Annotated in this window: 16 protein-coding genes; 7 read left to right on the forward strand and 9 right to left on the reverse strand. The window is 49.1% G+C overall.

The genetic code is table 11. From position 1 onward, the window contains the following. Window positions 1–277: 277 nt before the first annotated feature. The gene (locus QUA77_RS11995) at window positions 278–892 is read right to left on the reverse strand and encodes a hypothetical protein (RefSeq protein WP_333042238.1); all 615 of its coding nucleotides are present in this window, start codon (window positions 890–892) and stop codon (window positions 278–280) included. Window positions 893–1793: 901 nt separating this feature from the next. Here QUA77_RS11995 and QUA77_RS12000 point away from each other — a divergent pair. The 6 genes from QUA77_RS12000 to QUA77_RS12025 all read left to right on the forward strand — a co-directional run bounded on the left by QUA77_RS12000 (window position 1794) and on the right by QUA77_RS12025 (window position 9410). Next, window positions 1794–3365 (forward strand): serine/threonine-protein kinase, encoded by a 1572-nt coding sequence (locus QUA77_RS12000; protein WP_333450271.1) that lies wholly within the window; start codon window positions 1794–1796, stop codon window positions 3363–3365. An 886-nt stretch (window positions 3366–4251) separates the two neighbouring features. After that, complete coding sequence (locus QUA77_RS12005) at window positions 4252–4584, forward strand: DUF6825 family protein (RefSeq protein WP_190660406.1); 333 nt, start codon at window positions 4252–4254, stop codon at window positions 4582–4584. Between the two features lie 111 nt (window positions 4585–4695). After that, complete coding sequence (locus tag QUA77_RS12010; protein ID WP_333042236.1) at window positions 4696–6462, forward strand: AarF/ABC1/UbiB kinase family protein; 1767 nt, start codon at window positions 4696–4698, stop codon at window positions 6460–6462. A 415-nt stretch (window positions 6463–6877) separates the two neighbouring features. Further along, entirely contained in the window at window positions 6878–7609 is a 732-nt protein-coding gene (locus QUA77_RS12015) for a PP2C family serine/threonine-protein phosphatase (protein WP_333042235.1), read from the forward strand. A gap of 68 nt (window positions 7610–7677) precedes the next feature. Continuing rightward, window positions 7678–8880 carry an anhydro-N-acetylmuramic acid kinase gene (locus tag QUA77_RS12020; RefSeq protein ID WP_333450272.1) on the forward strand — a complete coding sequence of 401 codons (1203 nt, stop codon included), beginning with the start codon at window positions 7678–7680 and terminating at the stop codon, window positions 8878–8880. Between the two features lie 80 nt (window positions 8881–8960). Then, window positions 8961–9410 carry a hypothetical protein gene (locus QUA77_RS12025; protein ID WP_333042233.1) on the forward strand — a complete coding sequence of 150 codons (450 nt, stop codon included), beginning with the start codon at window positions 8961–8963 and terminating at the stop codon, window positions 9408–9410. Window positions 9411–9843: 433 nt separating this feature from the next. On the opposite strand, the gene QUA77_RS12030 is transcribed toward QUA77_RS12025, so the two are convergent. The 8 genes from QUA77_RS12030 to grpE form a co-directional block, all read right to left on the reverse strand. Continuing rightward, on the reverse strand, window positions 9844–10041 hold the full coding sequence (locus QUA77_RS12030; protein ID WP_006635253.1) for an NblA/ycf18 family protein: 198 nt from the start codon (window positions 10039–10041) through the stop codon (window positions 9844–9846). Window positions 10042–10672: 631 nt separating this feature from the next. Continuing rightward, complete coding sequence (locus QUA77_RS12035) at window positions 10673–11401, reverse strand: biopolymer transporter ExbD (protein WP_333450273.1); 729 nt, start codon at window positions 11399–11401, stop codon at window positions 10673–10675. Window positions 11402–11416: 15 nt separating this feature from the next. After that, entirely contained in the window at window positions 11417–12202 is a 786-nt protein-coding gene (locus QUA77_RS12040; RefSeq protein ID WP_333042229.1) for a MotA/TolQ/ExbB proton channel family protein, read from the reverse strand. A gap of 240 nt (window positions 12203–12442) precedes the next feature. Then, the gene (gene rsgA / locus QUA77_RS12045; protein WP_333450274.1) at window positions 12443–13693 is read right to left on the reverse strand and encodes a ribosome small subunit-dependent GTPase A; all 1251 of its coding nucleotides are present in this window, start codon (window positions 13691–13693) and stop codon (window positions 12443–12445) included. Next, on the reverse strand, window positions 13690–13980 hold the full coding sequence (locus QUA77_RS12050; RefSeq protein ID WP_333042225.1) for a sulfurtransferase TusA family protein: 291 nt from the start codon (window positions 13978–13980) through the stop codon (window positions 13690–13692). The genes rsgA and QUA77_RS12050 overlap by 4 nt, the downstream gene beginning before the upstream one ends. A gap of 291 nt (window positions 13981–14271) precedes the next feature. Further along, window positions 14272–15399: a molecular chaperone DnaJ gene (dnaJ, locus tag QUA77_RS12055; RefSeq protein ID WP_333042223.1), complete on the reverse strand. Its 1128-nt coding sequence runs from the start codon at window positions 15397–15399 to the stop codon at window positions 14272–14274. A 132-nt stretch (window positions 15400–15531) separates the two neighbouring features. After that, complete coding sequence (gene dnaK / locus QUA77_RS12060; RefSeq protein WP_333450275.1) at window positions 15532–17685, reverse strand: molecular chaperone DnaK; 2154 nt, start codon at window positions 17683–17685, stop codon at window positions 15532–15534. 293 nt (window positions 17686–17978) lie between these two features. After that, entirely contained in the window at window positions 17979–18773 is a 795-nt protein-coding gene (gene grpE / locus QUA77_RS12065; RefSeq protein WP_333450276.1) for a nucleotide exchange factor GrpE, read from the reverse strand. A 1292-nt stretch (window positions 18774–20065) separates the two neighbouring features. Between grpE and QUA77_RS12070 the strand changes: the two genes are divergently transcribed. After that, window positions 20066–22072 (forward strand): GspE/PulE family protein, encoded by a 2007-nt coding sequence (locus QUA77_RS12070; RefSeq protein WP_333450277.1) that lies wholly within the window; start codon window positions 20066–20068, stop codon window positions 22070–22072. Window positions 22073–22138: the final 66 nt, after the last annotated feature.

Below are 22138 nucleotides of genomic sequence, written 5' to 3' on the forward strand. Positions count from 1 at the left end.
ATGCTTGTTGCAGAGTTTCCTTTGTCTCGGAACTGAGGAAGTTTTTAGTAGGCATTGACTTTTTATAAATATCATTAGATTATACTATACAATATGCGTTTTAGATGCCAAACAGCTTAGCTAACCAGAATTTCGTATAACAACGCACTTAGGGCTTCACAAACATCAATATTTCTCTCTTTTCTCTTTCTCTGCGCCAAGAGCGCCCTCTGCAGTTAGTTGAAAAAAATCTACTTTATTTCAAGCAATAGGATGGCTATAGGCGATCGCACCCACCCTACAAATCAAAACTCTCTTCACCAATACTTCCCAGTTCCCCGCTACCCAGAAACTCTTCCTCCTCTACTTCTTCACTCCCCGACTCGAAACTTTCCACCACAAACGGCAAACCAGCCGCCATCAAACCCCGTTGAATCAGTTCCGGCGTTTCCTCAAACAAAACAAATAGCGGATGAACAGCCTCAGCTTCATCGCTGTAAATATGTCTGTAGCGCTGCGGCATCACCCATTCGTAACCTTTATCCAGCCAAACTTGAGACTGCCGCCAGCGGCCGAGCAACTCAGAAAACTCTTCGCCCGGACGATGAATGAAAATCAAAATTTCCACTCCAATTTTAACTTTCCATTCAGGATCGCACATCAAAATCGCCAAATCGCAGGGCAAACAAACTGCCTGTCCGGGCGATATGCTAGTGCCGCTGCTTCCGGCATACGAAACCCCGTCCCGCAAGCGCGCAATTGGCAAAGGAATTGTGATTAAACTCTCATGGGCGCGGCGAATACTCGGAATCATTTCCATGTAAACCCGATATTTTTTCAGCAGGGCGATCGCGGCCGAAGATTCGCTGTACTCTGCTAGTAAAGTTTCGTAATGTGATTGTTTAACAGACATTTTCAAACCAAAGAATAAGTAATTACTAATTGCTGCTAATTGCTAATCGATCGCTTCTCGTTACCAGGAAGACCCCATTGGTGACAACTTAAGCTCAAGTTCCCCCCTTCGGAGAACTTGAGCTTGCCTCCAGGCCTTGCTGTGTAACGCGAACAGCGATTGAAGCTTTTATGGCTCTGGGCTACCAATGTCTGGAGAATGCTTACAGCCTTTTTATTTACAAGGTTTGAGCCATTTGCAGTCTCAAGATTAAGCCCGATACGATGCCTCTTTCTCATTTTATGCCGCTCGCCTGAACTTCATCTGAGCCAAAAAGGTAATTTGGTCTGTAAGGTGTGACTCTGGGAGCAGCAGGGGAAAACGACGTATTATAAATCCAGATCATATTCGCCATCGGAATGTACCAGTTCGCCTCAACTGAAGTGATCGCAGCCAGATTGCAAAAATTGCTCTCTCCCCTAGTCTATTCAAGAATCGAGCCTCTCTTCAGACCTGAGAGTCTCAATTTCCCAAGCTCAAGAGCGCGATGCGGCAATCTTCAATCCCATAAAATTGATTATAAGTCAACATAAAACCTAAATTTTTACAAAAATCGACTAATTTTAAAGACTTGTTAAAGCAATGAGGGGTTGTACCCCCCAGAAGTTAGAGTCAGATCAGATATTTATAGATGCACCCTGATGGCTTTCCCGTTCCACAAGAGCGGGATTTTTATTATTGGAAAGCCGGAGCGTTAATTTTCACAATACCTACGACAGATAAAATGACGTGGGGATGCCAAGATTAAAGATATAGCAGAGCTAAAGCTCAAACTAGGGCGCCGATCGCTCAAACCTCACCCCTAACTCTGCGAAATAACCCAAAGGCGGTAGCATAGTTTGGGAAACGGCATCAACTGAAGATGAACTTAGCGCCAGCAACAGTCCTGCAACAGGGCAAATACAAAATTAACGCGACTTTAGGGATAGGAGGGTTCGGCATCACTTACCGAGCTATCCACACCCATTTAAACCAAACCGTCGTACTCAAAACCCTCAACGAAAGTCTGCGCCAACACCCAGAATCTGCCCAATTTCAGCAGCAGTTTATTGCCGAAGCCCAACGCCGCTCGCGGTGTCAGCATCCCAACATAGTCAGGGTAATTGACTTTTTTGAAGAAGCCGGACAGTCTTTTATTGCAATGGACTACATTCCGGGCCAAACTCTCGCCCAAATAGTCGAAACCGATCAGCCGCTGCCAGAACCCCAGGCCCTGCACTATATTCGGCAAATAGCCTCAGCCGTAAGTACAGTTCACCACAGCGGATTGCTGCACGGAGATATCAAGCCAGAAAATATTATCCGGCGAGCCGATTCTCACGTAGTAATGTTAATAGATTTCGGAATTCCCCGCGGCTTTACCGCCGGCACCAAACAAACCCACACTAACTTGCTCTCCCCCGGGTACGCGCCGATCGAACAATACCTCTATGACGGTAAATGTACACCGGCCACTGACATCTACGCGATCGCAGCCACCCTCTACTACTTACTCTCCGGCGTGGCGCCCGTAGCAGCACCCCTGCGCGATCGCATTCCCTTGACTGAGTTACGGCAATTTCAGCCCAACCTCAGCCCAGGAATCGAGCGAGCCATCCTTCAGGGACTCGAAATCGACCCCCAAAACCGCCCTCAGACAGTCGAAAATTGGCTCACCATGCTGCAAGAAACAGAGCGAGTATCAGTAAAAAGAAAAGGCAAGCAAAGTCTAAGATTGCCCGCACCTCCCCCGCCGCAGTTGACTTTTCTGGCGTTTGTGGTAACGGCTGCAATTGCAGGCTGGATGGGTTTTGACCTAGCATGGCACTACAACAGCACCAGTCTCAGCAATCGCCCCAAAATTGAATCCTTCCCATCTCTGGAAGATTTGCTCAAATCCCGCGATTTGTCAGGGCCGATGTTCGGGCAGCCGTCTGTCGAAAGCAGCCCTCTCTATCCGATCGAACTCAACAAGCGCCCCAAACCCCCCTTAGACAGCACCAACATTCCCGAACAGATCGAAGATCCCTCAGAAACTAGCGCCGTACCTTCTGAGTCTCCAAGCCAGGAAACTCCCGCCCCAGAACCCGAACCGGAACCTGAGCCATCGCCGACGCCCGAACTCGCACAGGAGCCTTCTGAGTCCCCCATTCCAGAGCCTCAAACCGAAATCGAGCCAGATCCCCAACCAGAAGCCGCACCAGTACCAGAAGTTGCGCCCCTGCCTGCAGAACCGCCCGCCGCGCCCGCCCCGCCTGCCCCTGAGAGTGCTAGCGCTGAAACCCTGCCGCCGTCGGAATCCCCGTCGCCAGTAATAGCGTCGCCGATCGAGCGATCGCCTGATCCTGCGATACCAAATCCCAGTGGCAACAATTCAGATAGTTCGATCGCACCTGATTCACCACCGCCTGTGGCAGATCCCACGATACCTTTTCCCGAACCTGCGACAAATTAGTATGGTTTTTGTTGGTTCAAAGTGCGGACAAATACTTGGTTTTATGAGTCAGCAAATATCTGCTCATTAGTTTAGATAATAAGGCCCTACCTAGCCAACCACTATCTTCCAAAAACTTCCGTCTAAGCTGAAAATCCCAACAGTCGTCCTCTGAGTTTATCGAATATTTCCTATTCCCTCTGCAATCCAAATGCCCGCCAAAAAATGCAGGACTGTTTTCTATTTGGATTTAAATTATGTTAGAATATGTGCGTGGCGCTGAGGTGGTGTGATGTCGCGTATTAATACTGCCAAGCTGCAAACATTTTGGTACAAAGCAACCCCAACCTCGAATTTGAGCCAGTGTAAGCGACGCTTTAGGGCTACGCCGTGGCGCGTTAGACTGTTCTAAATCTCAAGAATCCCATCTCCGACACTCGGGGTGGGAGTGTCAATTCCCCCAAAATTCCTTCCTTTGGGAGCAAGCATCATCGGGGACAAGCAAGTTATAATTTGTTGCGGAAGCGCACAGAGATTTTTTGTCAGGAACTCAGGGCTAAAGCCACTGAGCTTGTAAGAAATTACAAGCTGTTCTGACCAGACCCCTCTCAGGAGGAGACGTTATTCAGGTCACGACACCGGAGAGTGCGACGCCAGTTTTCCGCTCTGTCATCTGCAATTAAACAGTTTTAAAGTCACTGAAACAGTGTTGCAGGTCTAACAAGCCTTTATAACCAGGTCGAGGCGAACATTACCCCGCAAGGGAGGAAGGAGACAACTGTATCTCCATTGGAGGGGCAACCATACCCCTCTAACCCCGCAAGGGGATTCAAGGCGGTTGAAACCGCCGAGTCGTTTTCCTCTCAGGTCTAAAGACTCTGAGTTTCCCACTTACCGAATATTTTTTATGAGTAAACCCCCAGTTCATGCTTTTTTTGTAGGCAGAGCACTTGCCGAAGCACTGTACGAGCAATTAGAAAGCGCGGCCACCAACGCTTTCTCTGAACTCGGCAAATTTGACGCAGAACAAAGAGAACGCCTGCGGCAGTTCACCGATCGAGTTGTGGAACGGGCAAATCGAGCTTCGGATGAGGCGATGCAGACCAGAACTGGCACTGCAAGCACCACCACCATTCAAGACATCCATCCTGCAGATTTGCAAGCGACTATTGACGAGCTGCGCGCCGAAGTAGCTCTGGTGCGATCGGAATTGCAGCGCTACCGCAGCAGTTTGCCCTAGCGATCGATTCGACCACAACTATTATTTACTAGGTGAGCGCATTGCTTTGCGCTCCTGCGCTCCTACTTTCAATCAAAGCAACAACATAAAATAAGCAATTTGGGAACCCAAGTGTCTGCTCTCCTTGATGACTCTGTTAATCGCCAGCGCTCCCCCAAGCCCACTGGCGAAGCCGATGAGCCAAAAACTGCTAGTAAATCCTACAAAAGTAAAGCTTATCGCTGGAACCGCGAAAAATATTCCCGGAAGCGGCGCTTCTTCGACATTTGGGCCTTTGTTTTGCTCTGGCTCGCTTCCCTCTGGCTCGACAGCAAAAATTGGAGCTACTGGGGAGGCGTGACTGAAGAAAAGAAAGTTGCCAGACGCCGCTTTCAAGCTATCTGGGTTCGAGAAACACTCTTGGATTTGGGGCCAACTTTCATTAAAGTTGGGCAGTTATTTTCCACCCGCGCTGATTTGTTCCCGGCAGAGTTTGTCGAGGAACTTTCTAAGCTGCAAGATAAAGTGCCTGCTTTCAGCTACGAGCAGTTAGAGGTAATTGTCGAGCAAGATTTGGGCAAGACTGTTCAAGAACTCTACCGCAGCTTTGACCCGGTGCCCCTGGCGGCTGCAAGTCTGGGTCAGGTACACAAAGCTCAACTGCATTCGGGCCCGGAAGTGGTGGTTAAGGTGCAGCGACCGGGACTGCGGAAGCTGTTCGAGATCGATTTGCAAATTCTTAAGGGAATTGCCCGTTACTTTCAAAACCATCCTAAGTGGGGCCGCGGCCGAGATTGGATGGGGATTTATGAGGAATGCTGTCGCATTCTGTGGCTGGAAATTGACTATCTCCATGAAGGCCGCAATGCTGATACTTTTCGCCGCAATTTTAGCAACTGTGACTGGGTGCGGGTGCCGAGGGTTTATTGGCGGTATGCGGCTCCGCGAGTGCTGACTTTGGAATACCTGCCGGGGATTAAAATCAGCCACTACGAAGCTTTGGAAGCAGCCGGTATCGATCGTAAATTAATCGCTCAGTTGGGTGCAAAAGCTTATTTGCGCCAGTTGCTCAACGACGGCTTTTTCCACGCTGACCCACACCCCGGCAACATCGCTGTTAGTGCTGACGGTTGTCTGATTTTCTACGATTTTGGCATGATGGGGCAAATCCAGTCGAACGTCCGCGAAGGACTGATGGAGACGCTCTACGGCATTGCTTCCAAGGATGGACAGCGGATTATGGATTCTCTGATCAATTTGGGAGCTTTGGTGCCTACGGGTGATATGAGTCCGGTGCGCCGCAGCATCCAGTATATGCTGGACAATTTCATGGACAAGCCTTTTGAAAATCAGTCTGTGAGCGCGATTACCGACGACCTTTACGATATTGCCTACAACCAACCTTTTCGCTTCCCAGCTACTTTTACTTTTGTAATGCGAGCTTTTTCCACAATCGAAGGGGTGGGCCGCGGTTTAGATCCCGAGTTCAACTTTATGGAGGTGGCACAACCTTTTGCCATGCAGCTTATGACTAATGGAAATGGCCATGATACAAGTAGCAGCATTTTTAACGAAATCGGTCGTCAGGCGGCTCAGGTGAGTTCGAGTGCTTTGGGTTTGCCCCGCCGGATTGAGGAGACTATTGATAAACTCGAACAGGGAGATTTGCGGATTCGCGTCCGTTCTGCAGAAACAGAGCGCTTGCTCCGTCGCATGAGCAGCGCTCAAATGGGCACGAATTATGCTTTGCTGATGAGTGCTTTTACTTTGTCGGCGACAATTTTGTTTGTCAGCAATCAAGTCTGGCCTGCTGTCGCTGTGGCAGTGCTGGCGGCGGGTGCAGGGTTTGCTATGCTGCGTTTGTTCAAGCGGATCGATCGTTTAGACAGGATGTCATAATTGTGCAATTTGCGATTTGAAATTTCAGGTTTGAAATTTCTCGCCAGCCCAAATTTGACATCGAATGTTAAGTTTTGGCTGGCTGAACACAGATTGCTGAAATTTACAACACTTACGCGCTTTGAGACTAAAAACCCGGTTGCTGCCTAGATTTCTCGCCAGCAAAACCTCTAATTTTGGGTAGAAATCCAGTTTTTTTTGGCAGGTGCTGCTTAATTTACTAGATTTACGGAAATTTTAAGATGGGATTACCATCATACGATCTACAATATGAGGTCAAGGAAGTGCAATTTTTCCAAAACTCGCGATCGCGGGCTGCAGAATTTCAAGTCCGTTCGGGATTTAAGTTTTGGAATAAAAAATCGCACCCCATTAAATCAAGCTTTCAAGTTCGATGAGTCCAATCACCCAATCTATGAAACGCTCTTTCGCAGGTAAGACAGACACAGGGCTAGTTCGTTCCGTAAATCAGGATTCGTACTACATAGACTCTGACGGGCGATTTTTCATAGTGGCCGATGGAATGGGAGGACACGCCGGAGGTCAAGAAGCCAGCCGGATTGCGACTCAGGCGATTCAATCTTATTTGCTCGAACATTGGGAAGGGCCAGAGGATTCTCCGCTGTTGTTGGAAAAGGCTTTTTTAATTGCCAATCAAGCAATTTTGACGGATCAGCTCGACCACCCGGAGCGTGCTGATATGGGAACTACGGCTGTGGTTCTAATGTTTAGGGATGAGGGCCGACCCTGGTGCGCTAATATCGGTGACTCTCGCTTGTATCGGCTACACGGCTCTCGCTTGGAGCAGATTACTGAAGACCAGACTTGGGTGGCTCAGGCTGTGAAAAGAAAGGCTCTAACTCCTGACCAGGCTCGCACTCATCCTTGGCGTCACGTTTTGTCCCAGTGTTTGGGCCGCGATGATTTGCGGGAGATAGATATTTTGCCGGTGGACGTGCAGCCTGGGGATCGCCTGCTACTCTGCAGCGATGGCTTGACTGAAGAACTTTCCGATCCTTTGATTGCTTCGCCTCTGAAGTCGATTCGCGCCTGCGAGGGCGCTGCAAATGCTTTAATTCAAGCAGCTAAGGATAAAGGTGGACGCGATAATATTACTGTGGTGATCGTGACGCTCGACCTCAAATAATATTTGATCGCCCGATCGCACCCCACTATCTAAAATCTAAAAATCTAAAATCTAAAATCTAAAATTGAATGACCCGCGTTATCGGTTTGATCAGCGGCACGTCGGTGGATGGCATTGATGCTGCTTTGGTGGATGTGGTCGGTTCCCAAACAGACTTGAAAGTGCAATTGGTGGCAGGCAAGACTTTCCCTTATCCTGCTAATTTGCGATCGCAAATTCTCTCGGTTTGCAGTGGTTCAGCTTTGTCAATGGCTGAACTAGCCCAATTAGATGATGCCATTGCCCAAGAATTTGCCACGGCAGCATTGACAATTCAAGCAGAATATGATAAAGCCGAATTAATCGGCTCTCACGGTCAAACCGTCTACCACCGACCTGCTGGCAAAGCCCCCAAAGACAGCGCCGGTGCGTTAATGGGCTACAGCTTACAACTTGGGCGGGGCGCGCTAATTGCGGAATTGACAGGAATTACTACTGTCAGTAACTTTCGCTCTGCAGACATTGCTGCAGGGGGTCAAGGAGCACCCTTAGTGTCCATAGTTGATGCCTGCCTGCTGGCGGAACCCAACATCAGCCTCTGCATCCAAAATCTGGGGGGAATTGGCAATGTTACCTATCTCCCTGCCAGAGGAAAAGGGGAAAACAATGACGAGTCTGAGATTTTCAGTCTGGGGAATGGCATATCGGGCTGGGATACAGGCCCGGCGAATTCCCTGTTAGATTTGGCAGTACAGCACTTCTCAGGCGGCACTAAGACGATCGACGAAGGTGGAGCTTGGGCGGCATCGGGCACTCCCTGTCAAGCTTTAGTCGAGGATTGGCTCGCATCAGAGTTCTTCCGCCAAGCACCGCCGAAATCAACGGGGCGAGAGCTATTTGGTGTAGACTATTTTGACAGGTGTTTGGTCGAGGCCCAAGGTTACAACCTCAGTCCTGCTGACGTGCTGGCTACTCTGACAGAACTGACTGTTGCCTCGATCGTTCACAGTTACCAAACTTTTTTACCGGCTATGCCCGATCGAGTTTTACTATGTGGGGGCGGAAGCCACAATCTCTACTTAAAACGCCGATTGCAATCTCAATTGCATCCAGTGCAAGTGTTGACTACTTCTGAGGCAGGCTTGAATGTAGATTTTAAAGAGGCGCTCGCATTCGCGGTTTTAGCCGCATGGCGGGTTCGGGGCATTCCCGGCAATCTGCCTCAAGTTACTGGTGCCCGGACATCGGTACTTTTAGGAGAAATTAACTCTTGTTGGCACAGTTGGGCGTGATAGCATAGAGTCTGAGGGACAACGGCTGTGCGTTGTTGCACCAGCATTGTAGCCAGCAGGAAAAGCATAGGAACAGCACTGTGGCTCACACGTTTTTAATGGAATCTGGCCAATGGACGCTCGAAGGAAGCTGGATTGAGCGCAATGGCGTGCCAATTACGGTTAAAGGCAAAACTTTAGTGAGCTGGAACCGAACAGATTGGTTCAGTATGGTGACAAAGCTCGTATTTCCTGGAGGCGATCGCGAAGAGATTATTTTGCAGTATCGAGGACACCTCAACAGCGATGAACGGCAGTATACTTTTGTACTCCAACACAGCGAACTCGCCCGCGTCGAGGGCGAAGGTTGGATTGCTCCCCAGTCGATCGTCCAGCGTTATTGGGTATTGGGAGACGAACGCCAGCGGCGGACGGGTTTTGATACCCTTCACCGGGTTGATGACAACCGCTACTACCAATCTAGCGGCATCATGTCTGGTCATTACTTGACGAGTACAATGGAGGCGACTCTGGAACGTCAGCCGGAATAACTCTTTCTAGAGTCCACAGTTGCCAGTTCTAGGGATTGATGTGAAAACTGAAGGTTTTGCTAGTCGGAGGTCGCGCTCAGATGTCCGACTAGCGCCATTGTTGTCAAACCTCATCCGCTGCAAATAAACACAAATATATTTAATTTGTTAAAAATTTTAAGTGGTTAAAAAATTAACACTTTTTATTAATAGTTATCTAATTTTCGAGTCGAGGCGCGATAAATTGTCTTTGCGCTCTCCGGTGGTGTCGATCGACAAACTGCTTAGCTCGACTCCCACATTGAGTTAAATCCACAAAGAAATTGTCAGATTTTCCTCACCTCTGTACGGAGGTGTTCTAGCTTCTGCCTTCGAGTGACGCCCCATCACCCCCAACTCCTTTCCGCCTGAGGGAAGAGAGTAAGAGACGGAGGTCGCCGACTGCGACTCTTGGTTACTCAACACCTGGGTTAGGTTCTAAACCCCAGTGGTGTTTCAGAAAATGGCGGTACATGGTTTCCCGTAGCATCATTTGCTCGTAAAGCTTGACCAAAAACTCCTGAGCTTGTTCGCGGCTCATGTCACTTACCTGTGTTTTGAATGAACACAGGCTAAATTGCTGTTCCAAAGACAATTCTGCTGGTTGGCTCATGACTTTGACTCCTCTGTAAGTAAAGGTGACTTAAAAGTGAACACCTGGATTAACCAGATTTGTAAATTGTTTCAGCGATCGACCGTTGGTTTCGGGATGCCCGATTGCCCATTTGGCTTTAGTCTATATTACAAAAGGTAACAATCATTTGACAAAATTACCATCTGTCCTAAGAAATACCTTATTTATGGATAGAGATGGCGAGATGTCTGCAAAAGTTCCTTCCGCAGGCATATACAAGTGTATCTACTTGTCAAGAGAAAAAAGGCTCAGTACGAACCAAAAGAATTGAAGCCGTTTATACCAAATCCGGCGGAGATTCTTTCCGCGATGAGGAGAGCGGAAGAGCGGGAGAGCGGGAGATGAGGAGAGGGGGAGAGGCCCAGAGGGAGAGATTGAAAGATGAGGAGAGCGGGAGAGGGAGAGAGGCCCAGAGGGAGAGATTGAAAGATGAGGAGAGCGGGAGAGGGGGAGATGAGGAGAGCGGAAGAGCGGGAGAGCGGGAGATGAGGAGATTGGGAAAATTTCTATTTCTCTGTTCTCCCTTCTTCCTTCTCCCTTCTTCCGACGGACATCCGTTACATCCGTTACATCCGTTACACAATCCGTTGCCGAACCTTCTTCCTTCTAACTAATTCGAGGGCCCGCCATCCTGCGGTGGAGTAGCGATTCCGGGGCTCAAATTGGGAGCAGCGGGTGCAGGCGAAACAGGAGGAATACCCAAATTAGCCCCAGAGTTGCTAGGCTGCTGTGGAGCCGGGAGAGGAGATTGAAACTGATTGGGATTGAACTGCTGCTGCCCGGGAGCGGGGAGAGGAGATTGAAACTGATTGGGATTGAACTGTTGCTGCCCCGGAGGCACAGGAGACGGCAGAGGTTGACCGGAATTGCCGATCGCAGGTGCCGCAGGAATGCCCGAATTGGGAAGCGAGGTATTGGGCGATGGGGAGGAAGCCGAACTAGGAAGAGTTGCCAGGGCAACTCGATCGCCCCCTACCTCTCTCAATTTGTCTAAAACCTCCACAACTTTGGCATATCTCGCATTTTGAGGAGCGTACAGCACCATCAACCCCGTAGGATTTTTACTTTGGAAACTCTTTAAAACTCGATCGAGTTGTTGGTAATTAACAGGCAATTGGTCGATATAAGTTTGACCGAAATCGTCAATGCTGACAATCAGCATCTCTCGCATCTGTACTTGTCCTGTCTTCGCTTTAGGCAAATCAACATTAATGGCTTGCTGCCGAGTCAGTTGCAAAGCCGCCAGGAGAAAAAACGTCAGAATGCAAAAGATCACGTCAATTAAAGGCACCAGTTCAATCCGAGCCTCTTCAGCAGGAGTATCTAGATTAATCTTCATCAGTTCTCCTTGGTTCTAATTATTAGAAGGTGAATCTTCAGCCGGATCGGAACCTTTCAATTTCGGCTCCCGATTCCGTTCTCCCGATTCTTGAGAATTGAGAGAACGCCTGTTCAAACCATCTGCACCAAAAGAAGAATTGCTGTATTCTGCACCGGGTGCTCGACCCTTAGCATTAGCTGCAGGCCAGTATTGCCTGTAAAGCAATTCCAATTCATTTCCAGCTTTGCGAAATATTTTTGCCTGGTTGAACAAAAAAGCTTGAAAGATCCGATAAAACGCCAAGCTAAAAATTGCTACTATCATTCCAGTAGCAGTCGTGATCAGCGCCTCGCTAATCCCCAAAGTTACGCCAGTTGTTGCCGACGTGCCGATGTCGCCCAGACGGATGGAACTGAGCGAGTTAATCAAGCCCAAAACTGTTCCCAGCAAGCCCAGCAAAGGGGCTAGAGCGATCGTAGCTTCTAAGATTTTGTCACCGCGACGCATCGAAGCCAACTCTTCATCGGCTGCTGCTTCGAGTGCGAGTCGAAATAAATCTGGTTCGGGATTGTAGAGCCGCAGAGGTGCAGAAAGAAATCGCCCGATCGGCTGTCGGTTAGCTTGTCTGGCAATCTCGTTAGCCGCCCCCCAATCGCTGCGAGCCGCTTCCAGAATGCGGTTAACTATCTGCTTTTCTTTGCTCAGGAGGCTCGCCCAAAACCACAAGCGCTCGATAATGGTACTCAAAGATAGAATCGATAACAGCAACAGGGGCCACATGGCGGGGCCGCCTTTTTCAAACAGTTCTTGAATATTCACAATATTTTTGCTCCTGCAGTACCCGCTAACTTTTGCTTCTGTTCTACTTTTTTTAACAAATCTAAGGCCATTTAATTTTAGCTATTAATGTACTCAGGACTTACGCACTCGCGACTAAAGAACGCCGGTTTTGCGAAGGGGCATCCGGGTACAACGAAGTATTTTCGTCGAGGAAACCCGGTTTCTGGGTAAGTCTTGGTACTGTTTTCTAGTGCCTACGGGCGATGGGCGGCGACTTCCTCACAATTCCTCTAAGTCTTGACACATATCTTGGAGTGACTGGTGTTGAAGGCGGCGGGAAGAACGGCGATATTTTTTAGTTTGCAGCTTCGGTTCGTAATGCTGCGTACCATCAGACTTGGTTTGCTGCTTCAAACTCGATTCGGCGCTACTAGAGTTTTGCTCTTGTTGCTGGCGGACGATCGCCTCTTCGAGAAAATTCAAGTAATACTCGTAGCGCTCCCAAGAGCCCCGCACGACACAGTTAGGTTCGTCTCGGTGCGAACAGTCGCTAAACTGGCAGCTACCCAAAGACAGCCTCTGGCGCGCTTCTGGAAAATATTCCGCTAACTCTGAGGGTTCGCATTCGAGAGCCGGCTGATTAAAGCCCGGAGTATCGGCCAAAAGTCCGCCGCCGGGGAGTTCAAATAGTTCGACGTGGCGAGTCGTATGGCGCCCGCGGCCGAGTTTGCCGGAAACAGCGTTCACTCGTAGGTTCAGCGCCGGGATCAGTTGGTTGATCAAGCTGGACTTGCCAACCCCAGAAGGGCCACAAATTACCGTTATTTTCCCTTGCAGGTGGTCTAGAAGCAAGTTCGGCAACGGGCTATGTACGGGGTTTAACGGATGTAACGCCTTGACCGAATTTGGAACTTGGGGGTTGTCCTCATAACTCATCAGAGATGGCTCTATTTCTTCCACTAAGTCATGGGAACAGGGTTCTAACGGAGAAATTTCATTTTTAGCATTAGCGGGGGCTTCCTGAACTCCTGCACCGCTGCGGACGCTAATAAACATTGGTTCGTAGCCCCAGCCTGAAAGTCGATCGCGCCACTGTTGCAACTCTTGGGGCGTGACCAAATCGCATTTGTTCAGGCACAAACTCACCTCTAAACCTGTAGATTCGGCCTTGACTAAAAACCGAGTTAATGATGCGGGATCTAAGTCGGGTTCGGCGAGGGCAAAAACGAGGAGAATGCGATCGGCATTAGCTACAGGCGGGCGGTTGAGTTCTGTTTGGCGCGGGAAGACTTCAGAAATTGCACCCCGGCGGTCAGTCCAGTCCGGTTCGTCTACCACCACGCGATCGCCCACCATCACCTGTTGGCCAATTTTTTTCAGTCGAGTGCGACGAGTGCACAGGAGAACCGGAGAATCAGCGAGGGGAGCCTTTTTCCCGTCAATGGAGACTTCGGGATCTAACCTCACTTGGTAGAAGTTAGCCTGAACAGCAATTACAGTACCCACGATCGAGGGTGAATTCAGGCTCATCCTGCTTCCTTGTCTTCTGGGCGCTGCACTTTCATTGAAAAAAAGCCCGACTCCGGCTCATCCGCGACAAATTGCGTTTCAAGTATCTGGTAGCCTTCCATTTTGAGACTATCGGGCACTTGTTCGATCGGCTCCCCAGCATCCAGCCATACCTCCAAAACAGCACCCGGTGCCATTTGCTCCAAGCGCAGTTTAGTGCGGACAAAATTCAGAGGACACGGAGTACCCCGCAGATCGATTTTGGCATCTGGGGATTTGGGATTTTCAATTTTCGATGTTGAATTCATAATGCTTTTTGCAATCTCAAATCCTGAAAGCCTTACTTTTTTAAACAAGTTGCCTGGAAACTGGAGAATCTAAAATTTTCTTTCCAATTGGACACAGACTATTATTCTTTCTGAAAAAAGTGAGCGCAATTGCGCTCACTTTTTTGAGCGCTGCTGAGACGCAATGCCCAGGAAGCGTCCCACCTGAGATTTTTGTGAGCAATTGCACACAATTTTTTGACCGATACTGAAACAAATTGCCTGGGAATCCTCAAACAGGAAAATTTGACACCAATTGGTGTCAAAAATTGCTTATTTCTGAAACAAATTACCCAGAAATCCTTCCAAGCCGCCTTTACCGGTACGATCGCCCTTCAGCTTAGCAAGCTGCATCAGCAATTCCCGTTCCTCAGCCGTCACCTTAGTCGGAATGTCAATAGACACCGTAATCAAATGATCGCCGCGACTGACTGGATTTCCCAACCGAGGCACCCCTTTTTTCTCAAGAGTCAGAACAGTATTTGCCTGAGTTCCGCTAGGAATCAACAATTCCGTCGGCCCGTCTACGGTTTCCACTTCCAACCGGCATCCCAAAATTGCTTGCAAATAACTAATCTTAACTTCCGAGCTAACGTTAGTCCCGTCGCGCTTAAATAGCGGGTCTTCATTCACCGCCAAGAACACGTAAAGATCCCCAGGTGGCCCGCCCAGTTTGCCGGCATCCCCTTCATTGGAAACCCGCAAGCGAGTACCGTTGTCAACCCCAGCCGGAATTGTGATTTTCAGCTTTTTCATCACTTCTTTCTGGCCTCGGCCGCCGCAAGTTTCGCACTTATCCTCAATCACTTGCCCGGTGCCGTTGCAAGTGGGGCAAACTGAAACTTGAGTAAAGCTGCCGAAAGGAGTGCGGGTAGCGCGTCGGACTTGACCGCTACCGGTACAAGTCGAGCAGGTTTGGGGTCGGGTTCCCGGTTTCGCGCCAGTCCCGGTGCAAGTTTCGCAGGTTTCTAGATGCTTGATGCGGAGTTCTTTTTCCCCACCAAACACTGCTTCCCGAAAATCCAGCCGCAAATCGAGGCGCAAATCGTCTCCGCGCACCGGCCCGCTGCGCCTGCGACCTTGCTGTTGTTGGCCGACACCTCCCTGAAAGCCCTGAAAGAAGCTTTCAAAAATATCGGCAAAGCTGTCACCAAAGTCTTGGAACCCAGGTGCGCCTGCACCGCTGACGCCTGCTTCACCGAAACGGTCGAAACGGGCGCGAGTTTCGGGTTCTGAGAGTACCTCGTAGGCGCGGTTAATTTCTTTAAACCGCTCCTCGGCACCGGATTCTTTGTTGACATCTGGATGGTACTTGCGAGCTAGGCGGCGGTAAGCACGCTTAATTTCTTCTTTGTCTGCGCTGCGAGAAACGCCTAATATTTCATAGTAATCACCGGCCATAGAGCTGCTTGCCTGGAGGTAAATAACAAAAAGTGTACGAAAAAGAAACGGGCGACCTTTCCTGAAATTACAGATTAAAAATCAAAAATTCTCATTGTTAATTTTTAACTTTTAATTTTTAGCTTTTCCGTTTTAAAGGAAAGGATTCATATCATCAACTTCTGGTTCGGGAACCTTCTGTTTTTGTTTTGACTGTGGATTTGACTGTGGACTGGACTGTGGATTTGGCTGTGGATTTGACTGTCGTTTTGACTGTCGTTCCGGCTTGGGCTCCGACTTTGATTCCGGCTTTGATTCCGGCTTTGGTTCCGGCTTTGGTTCCGGCTTTGGTGTCGGCGGAGCTTGGGGCGCCACCAGCAGCTCTTCTTTCAGCAAAATACTGTCGTCGTCCGCTTTAACCTCTTCTGGTTCTGATGATTCTACTTCTGACATCATCTCGCTTTCAACAACAGCTCCTGACGGGGCTACCCCGCTGCGGGCTTGGTCGTAGACTGCTGTCCCCAGCGAGTATAGCAGTTGCTTGAAAGATTCGATTGCGGGCGTTAGTTCCTCGATTGTGATGTCGGGGTTAGTCATCGCTGCCCGCAAGGCTGCTGTGGCTGTTTCCGCTTCGGCCTTGAGCTCGTCACTCAACAGTTGCGCGTTGGTTTTTAAAGTTACACCACAATTATAGACGAGGGAGTCAGCTTGATTTTTGAGTTCGACGAGTAGAGCGCGCTTGATGTCCTCGTCGGCGTAAAGTTCGGCTTCTTGTCGCATCCGCTCGACTTCGGTTTCGCTCAATCCCCCTGTATTGGAAATTTGGATGCTTTGTTCTTTTCCGGTGCCTTTGTCTTCAGCAGCCACTTTGAGAATCCCGTTGGCATCGATTTCAAAGGTAACTTCGATTTGAGGTACGCCGCGGGGAGCTGGGGGAATGCCTTTGAGCAAGAACTTGCCGAGACTTTTATTGTCTTTAACCAATGCCCGCTCGCCTTGGAGCACGTGAATTTCTACCGAGGTTTGCCCGTCTGCCGCCGTGCTGTACATTTGCGATCGACTGGTGGGAATAGTTGTATTGCGCTCGATTACTTTGGTGAATACCCCGCCCAAGGTTTCGAGTCCCAAGGAGAGCGGCGTCACATCGAGCAGCAGCAAGTCTTTGACTTCACCACCCAACACCCCGGCTTGAATTGCCGCGCCTACGGCTACAGCTTCGTCGGGATTGACGGATTTATCGGGAGAAACCCCCCCAAAATACTTGCTAATTGCCTTTTGAACTGCCGGAATCCGGGTTGAGCCTCCCACTAAAATAATTCTGTCTATGTCTTTGGGGGTCAAACTTGCGTCTTTGAGGGCTTGAGTCACCGGATCGATCGTGGCTTGCACCAAATGAGCCACCAGTTTTTCAAACTGAGCTTTGGAGAGTTCCATTTCCAAATGCTTCGGCCCTTTTTCGTCAGAGGAGATGAAGGGCAGATTGATTGAGGTGGATTCCCGGTTGGAGAGTTCGATTTTCGCTTTTTCGGCAGCTTCTCGGAGGCGCTGCAAAGCCATTTTGTCTTGTGAGAGGTCACTGCCTTCTTGAGTCCGGAAAGCTTCTACGAGCCACTGGACTATGCAGTCGTCAAAGTCATCTCCTCCGAGATGGTTGTTACCGGATGTAGCGTTTACTTCAAAAATTCCGTCTCCCAGTTGCAGGATCGAAACGTCAAACGTACCGCCGCCCAGGTCAAAGACCAAGATTTTCTGTTCTATATTTTGCTTGTCCAGCCCGTATGAAAGGGCTGCCGCCGTCGGTTCGTTGACGATCCGCAGGACTTCTAGGCCCGCGATCGTACCGGCGTCTTTAGTAGCTTGCCGTTGCGCGTCTGTGAAGTAGGCTGGCACTGTAATCACGGCTTGGGTAACAGTTTGTCCCAAATAAGCTTCAGCATCTTGCTTGAGCTTTTGGAGTACCATTGCCGAGATTTCTTGGGGAGTGTGAACCTTGTTCCGAATTTGGACGTTAACGGTATCGTCTTTGCCTTTTATGCAGGTATAGGGAGTTCGGGCTCGTTCTTCTTCCGTGTCGTCCCACCGCCGTCCGATAAATCGTTTGATACTGTATACAGTATTTACAGCATTAGTTACAGCTTGCCGCTTGGCTAGTTGACCTACTAAGCGATCGCCCGCCTTGCCAAATCCTACTATACTCGGAGTTGTGCGGCCGCCCTCGGAATTGGCGATCACGACGGGTTTACCGCCCTCTAACACAGCTACGCAACTGTTAGTTGTGCCTAAGTCAATTCCAATAATTTTTCCCATAGCGCCTCATAAAACTTTGTGGGATGTTTGGAAATCTCCAACTACAGGTTGGGAGATGAAAAACGACTCAGCTTGTTTAAACAAGCATTCCCAGACTAGATTTGTAGGAAATAAACTTGATGTCCTAAAGCAGTATCAAAGACTGCTAAAAACATTTTTCAGAATTTTTGGATAAAGCGCTGACCTGCTTTTAGTCATCTTTAATGAAGAAGTTGGTGAGTCTGCCACCTGGGAACCCCCGAATAGAATTCGGGGGTCAGTGACTTTGAGGAATGCAGTAGCTTGTATCCCGATTAACCTTCCGAACTATCGGGATTTTCATCTGAGGCTACCACAGATAGCCCAGCCGCTGCAACTTTCACTTTGGCGTGCCGCAAGACGCGATCGCCCAGAATGTAGCCGCGTTCTAGTTCTTGGATAATTGTTCCTTCCTCGTGTTCGTCAGTTGGCTCGCTCAGTAGAGCTTCGTGGAGGTTGGGGTCAAACTGTTCACCTTCGGGGCGCATCGGAGAAACCCCGATTTGCTTGAGGCCGTCTACCATTTGCTTGTAAACGCTTTGGTAGCTTTTGTGAATGTTCATTTCGCCATCGGTTTGCGGCTTGATGTGCGATCGAGCGCGCTCAAAATTGTCAATTACCGGCAACAGGGGTTTGATCGTGAGACACCTTGCCTGTAAATCTAGCTCTTCTTTTTCCTTTTGGGTACGCCTGCGGAAGTTTTCAAAATCTGCTGCTAAGCGGAGATTTTGATTTTTCAGTTCCTCTAGTTGAGCGGATGCGACTTGCAACTGAGTTTTTAAAGCCTCTTTTTCCTCCGTTACCTGCGCCAGTTCATTCTTCCAAGGCTCCGCCACGTCTGCAGTCGGACTGTTGGTTGAACTGCTGGTGACGGTAGGCCCGGATGCGTTTGCTGGGGTGCGATCGCCCTGAGCACTTTGATAAGCTCGAGCAAGTTCGAGCTCCCAATCCGCCGATTCGTTCGAGTTTCCTGATGCCGCCGGATTTTCGCTTGCCATTGGCGAACCCTCTGGGGTGGTTTCCCCAGTTGAGTTAGGATCTTGATCTTGCTGTTTTTCCTCGTCAATCATAAAAGCTGCGCGACAGAACCCTATCAATTCTAGCAGATACAGTTAATCCGGTAAATCTAGAGGACTCGAATTGACTGTGTATGGCACAATGTGAAAAGAGGAAAACTCGCCATCTCTGGAGAGATTGCTCAAAGCTTTCCATAAAATATTCAAAGGCCCGTTTAGATATTTACGTATAATATGGCAGCAATGAGGGCAACCCAACTTTTTTGGGGTTCTCATTTTTAATTAAAGCGATCGCATTTACAACAATTTTTATAAGTATATTTTTCTGTTACATCTACTACAATGTTTCCCACCTATAAGGCTTGATGTTTCAAGCTTTACTTAAAACGATAGTGACTTAAAGTTATCATCTGTCAGGCTGTTTTAGTCGCAAGCTGAGGCTGGCATTTTTTACGATTTGCTGAGTTTCCCAAGTATGGAGAAAAAGGAATTTGTATTGAGTGACTAAGTAGTTAGCTGTGTGCTTGTGTAACTCAAATACTAGGTTGTTAATTTTGATGCGAATTGGGGCTGTTTTTTTTCGGATTCAATAGCGCCGAAGTCGCTTGAAGTCTCGAATTTTTGCCAGCCAAATGAGAGAAATTAGTTTGTCTCGCTGAGGTGATCATGTGTAAATACGGTTGATATCTAATTTGCCTCTTCCCAAGATTTTTGAACCGTCAAGCTTACGTCACAAAGGTTTGGACACCAGGGTATAATCAAAGTAATATTTACTGACCCAAAACTAGAGTTGCTCAAAATTTGCCCTGGGGGCTCATGCAGCCGACGATCGGGCAGTGACCGATCGCAGATAATTAATCAAAATATATTTCAAAAGGGCGATCGAGGCTTTCGTAAAAGCTATCATCACAGAACATAGCTCATCTTTAATTTAGTACAGCTAACCGCGCCACCACGGGCGCTGTAATTTGAGCAAACAATTTGGGAAAATAGAATTAGCCTGGGAGGGGGACACACCCCGCCCCGCTTTTCTCTCCCGCTACGGGGAACCCCCAAGTGATGTGCCCTGACGCTATAACGAGAGTATCCCGCAAGTTAATCAGGTAAGTAAGCAACTTAGCACTCAAGGAACAAGATTTGATTGCAAGCACCGGCAAATCCCTCCAACATCTCGTCAATTTGTGGACGAAGCTTAGAGGGGACTTCGAGCTTACACTTGAGAGATAGGGATTGAGCAAGAAAATGATAGCTGATCCATAAGCAAAGAATACGGGGGTTTTAACCCCGCCTTGGTTTTCCTCTCAGCACTCTTTGTGACTGAGTTTCCCACCTATTGAGTGTTTTTTATGACTAGCACATCCCCGCTTCGCTCCACATCCCTAGTTTCTGTGAGCCAATTTCCTCCGGCTCTCACCAAGATGATTCTGTCGGGTTACGTCAACGGCGAGCAAGTGAAGCAAGCTCAAATTGAAAGCCAGAAGTCGGGCAAGCGTTTGACGGAGGTATTAGAAGCACTTACCGGGCAGCCGTTACCCCCAGAATTGCTGCGACTTTACAAGAAGCAGCAGATGTTTGAACGGAAGATAGTCTACGGCGTTGAAGCATTTGACCCGGAGATGAGCGAAATGTCTAACGAGCAACTGGGACTTATGCTCGATGCGTTGAAGATTTCGATCGACATTTGTCACCAAGGTCGGTTTTTACCCGTAGCGAAGACTGAAACTGAGCCGGCGGCAGTTTTAGTGGCAATGGTAGATCCCGACAACCTCAACGCCATAGAAGATTTGCGGCGGATTTTACAGCCTCACGGCTTGGCTTTGCAGCGACGGGTGATTACGCCAGACGACTATCAGGACATAACTTCTGCCTATCAAGACGAACAAGTTAAGAGGGAAGCTAAAAAAGCTGAAATCGAAAAGCAGAGAAAGATGGATTTAGGGGAGGGAGATTTTGGCGAGCTCTCGCTAGAAGAGGAGAGTAGCGACCAAGAAGACCTCGCTAACACATTGGACGATGCTGAGGCGGCTCCCGTAATTAAGGCAGTCAATATCATTTTGGCTAAAGCTTTGTCGGAAAAGGTGTCTGACATCCACGTAGAACCTCAAGAAGAGTTCATGCGGATTCGGATGCGGAAAGACGGGGTGCTGCAAGAGTATTTCCGGTTTCCCAAGCAGGTAGTCGCATCGATTACGGCTCGTTTCAAGATTATTGCCAACCTGGATATTGCCGAACGCCGACAAGCTCAAGACGGCCGCATCCGCCGGGTATTTGAGGGACGCACGGTGGATTTCCGGGTGAACAGCTTGCCTTCCCGGTACGGCGAAAAAATCGTGCTGCGGATTTTGGACAGTTCCAGCACTCAGTTGGGTTTGGGTTTGTTAATCTCCGACGAAGAAACTCTGGCTTTAGTGCGAGAGAGTGCTAGCCGTCCGTTCGGACTGATTTTGGTGACGGGGCCGACGGGTTCGGGCAAGTCAACTACTCTGTACTCGATTCTGGCAGAACGGAACGATCCGGGGGTCAATATCAGTACGGCGGAAGACCCGATCGAATATGCTTTGCCAGGAATTACCCAATGTCAAGTAATTCGGGAAAAAGACTTGACTTTTTCCAACATTCTGCGGGCATTTTTGCGGCAAGACCCTGACGTGATGCTGGTGGGGGAAACGCGGGACAAGGAAACGGCCAAAACGGCTCTGGAAGCTGCTTTGACTGGACACTTGGTGCTGACGACGCTGCACACCAACGACGCGGCCGGAGCGGTCGCGCGTTTGGCCGAAATGGGCGTAGAACCGTTCATGGTTTCGGCCGCTCTGTTGGGCGTGTTGGCTCAGCGTCTGATGCGGCGCGTTTGCGACAAATGCTGCATTCCTTACCAGCCTACTGCCGCAGAACTCGGCAAGTACGGTCTGTCGGCTTCTCAAGAAATTGATCTGACTATTTACAAAGCCAACACCATACCGGTGGAGGAAAGGAAGGAACTGGCAGAACGCGAGCAACTTTGTCGGAAGTGTGGCGGCCTAGGCTACAAAGGACGGGTAGGGGTTTACGAGTTCCTGAAAAATACTGAGCGGCTTCAAACTCTGATCACTCAAGGAGCTCCCACAGAGCAAATTAAGGAAGCAGCAGTAGAAGAAGGGATGAAAACGCTGTTGGCTTACAGCTTGCAATTGGTGCGGGAAGGCGCGACTACCTTTGAAGAAGTCGAGCGTGTGACGTTTACAGACTCTGGCCTGGAGGCTGAAATGAAAGCCAAACGCAAGCAGGGACTTACCTGCAAAACTTGTCAGGCGGAATTGAAGCCGGAGATGCTGGATTGTCCGTACTGCTTGACGCCACGCTTTTTGGATTGATTCAGCAGTTAACAGTTGACTATTAACTGTTGACTCTTAACTGAGCTAGATTGGTCAATAACTATC

This window comes from Microcoleus sp. K5-D4 (genome assembly GCF_036704575.1).
In the GTDB taxonomy this organism is placed as follows: Bacteria; Cyanobacteriota; Cyanobacteriia; order Cyanobacteriales; family Microcoleaceae; genus Microcoleus.

Excerpts from the sequence above, each read along its gene's own strand:
- QUA77_RS11995 (WP_333042238.1), bottom strand. The coding sequence starts at position 892 with ATGTCTGTTAAACAATCACATTACGAAACTTTACTAGCAGAGTACAGC.
- QUA77_RS12000 (WP_333450271.1), top strand. The coding sequence starts at position 1,794 with ATGAACTTAGCGCCAGCAACAGTCCTGCAACAGGGCAAATACAAAATT.
- QUA77_RS12005 (WP_190660406.1), top strand. The coding sequence starts at position 4,252 with ATGAGTAAACCCCCAGTTCATGCTTTTTTTGTAGGCAGAGCACTTGCC.
- QUA77_RS12015 (WP_333042235.1), top strand. The coding sequence starts at position 6,878 with ATGAAACGCTCTTTCGCAGGTAAGACAGACACAGGGCTAGTTCGTTCC.
- QUA77_RS12020 (WP_333450272.1), top strand. The coding sequence starts at position 7,678 with ATGACCCGCGTTATCGGTTTGATCAGCGGCACGTCGGTGGATGGCATT.
- QUA77_RS12030 (WP_006635253.1), bottom strand. The coding sequence starts at position 10,041 with ATGAGCCAACCAGCAGAATTGTCTTTGGAACAGCAATTTAGCCTGTGT.
- QUA77_RS12035 (WP_333450273.1), bottom strand. The coding sequence starts at position 11,401 with ATGAAGATTAATCTAGATACTCCTGCTGAAGAGGCTCGGATTGAACTG.
- rsgA (WP_333450274.1), bottom strand. The coding sequence starts at position 13,693 with ATGAGCCTGAATTCACCCTCGATCGTGGGTACTGTAATTGCTGTTCAG.
- QUA77_RS12050 (WP_333042225.1), bottom strand. The coding sequence starts at position 13,980 with ATGAATTCAACATCGAAAATTGAAAATCCCAAATCCCCAGATGCCAAA.
- dnaJ (WP_333042223.1), bottom strand. The coding sequence starts at position 15,399 with ATGGCCGGTGATTACTATGAAATATTAGGCGTTTCTCGCAGCGCAGAC.
- dnaK (WP_333450275.1), bottom strand. The coding sequence starts at position 17,685 with ATGGGAAAAATTATTGGAATTGACTTAGGCACAACTAACAGTTGCGTA.
- grpE (WP_333450276.1), bottom strand. The coding sequence starts at position 18,773 with ATGATTGACGAGGAAAAACAGCAAGATCAAGATCCTAACTCAACTGGG.
- QUA77_RS12070 (WP_333450277.1), top strand. The coding sequence starts at position 20,066 with ATGACTAGCACATCCCCGCTTCGCTCCACATCCCTAGTTTCTGTGAGC.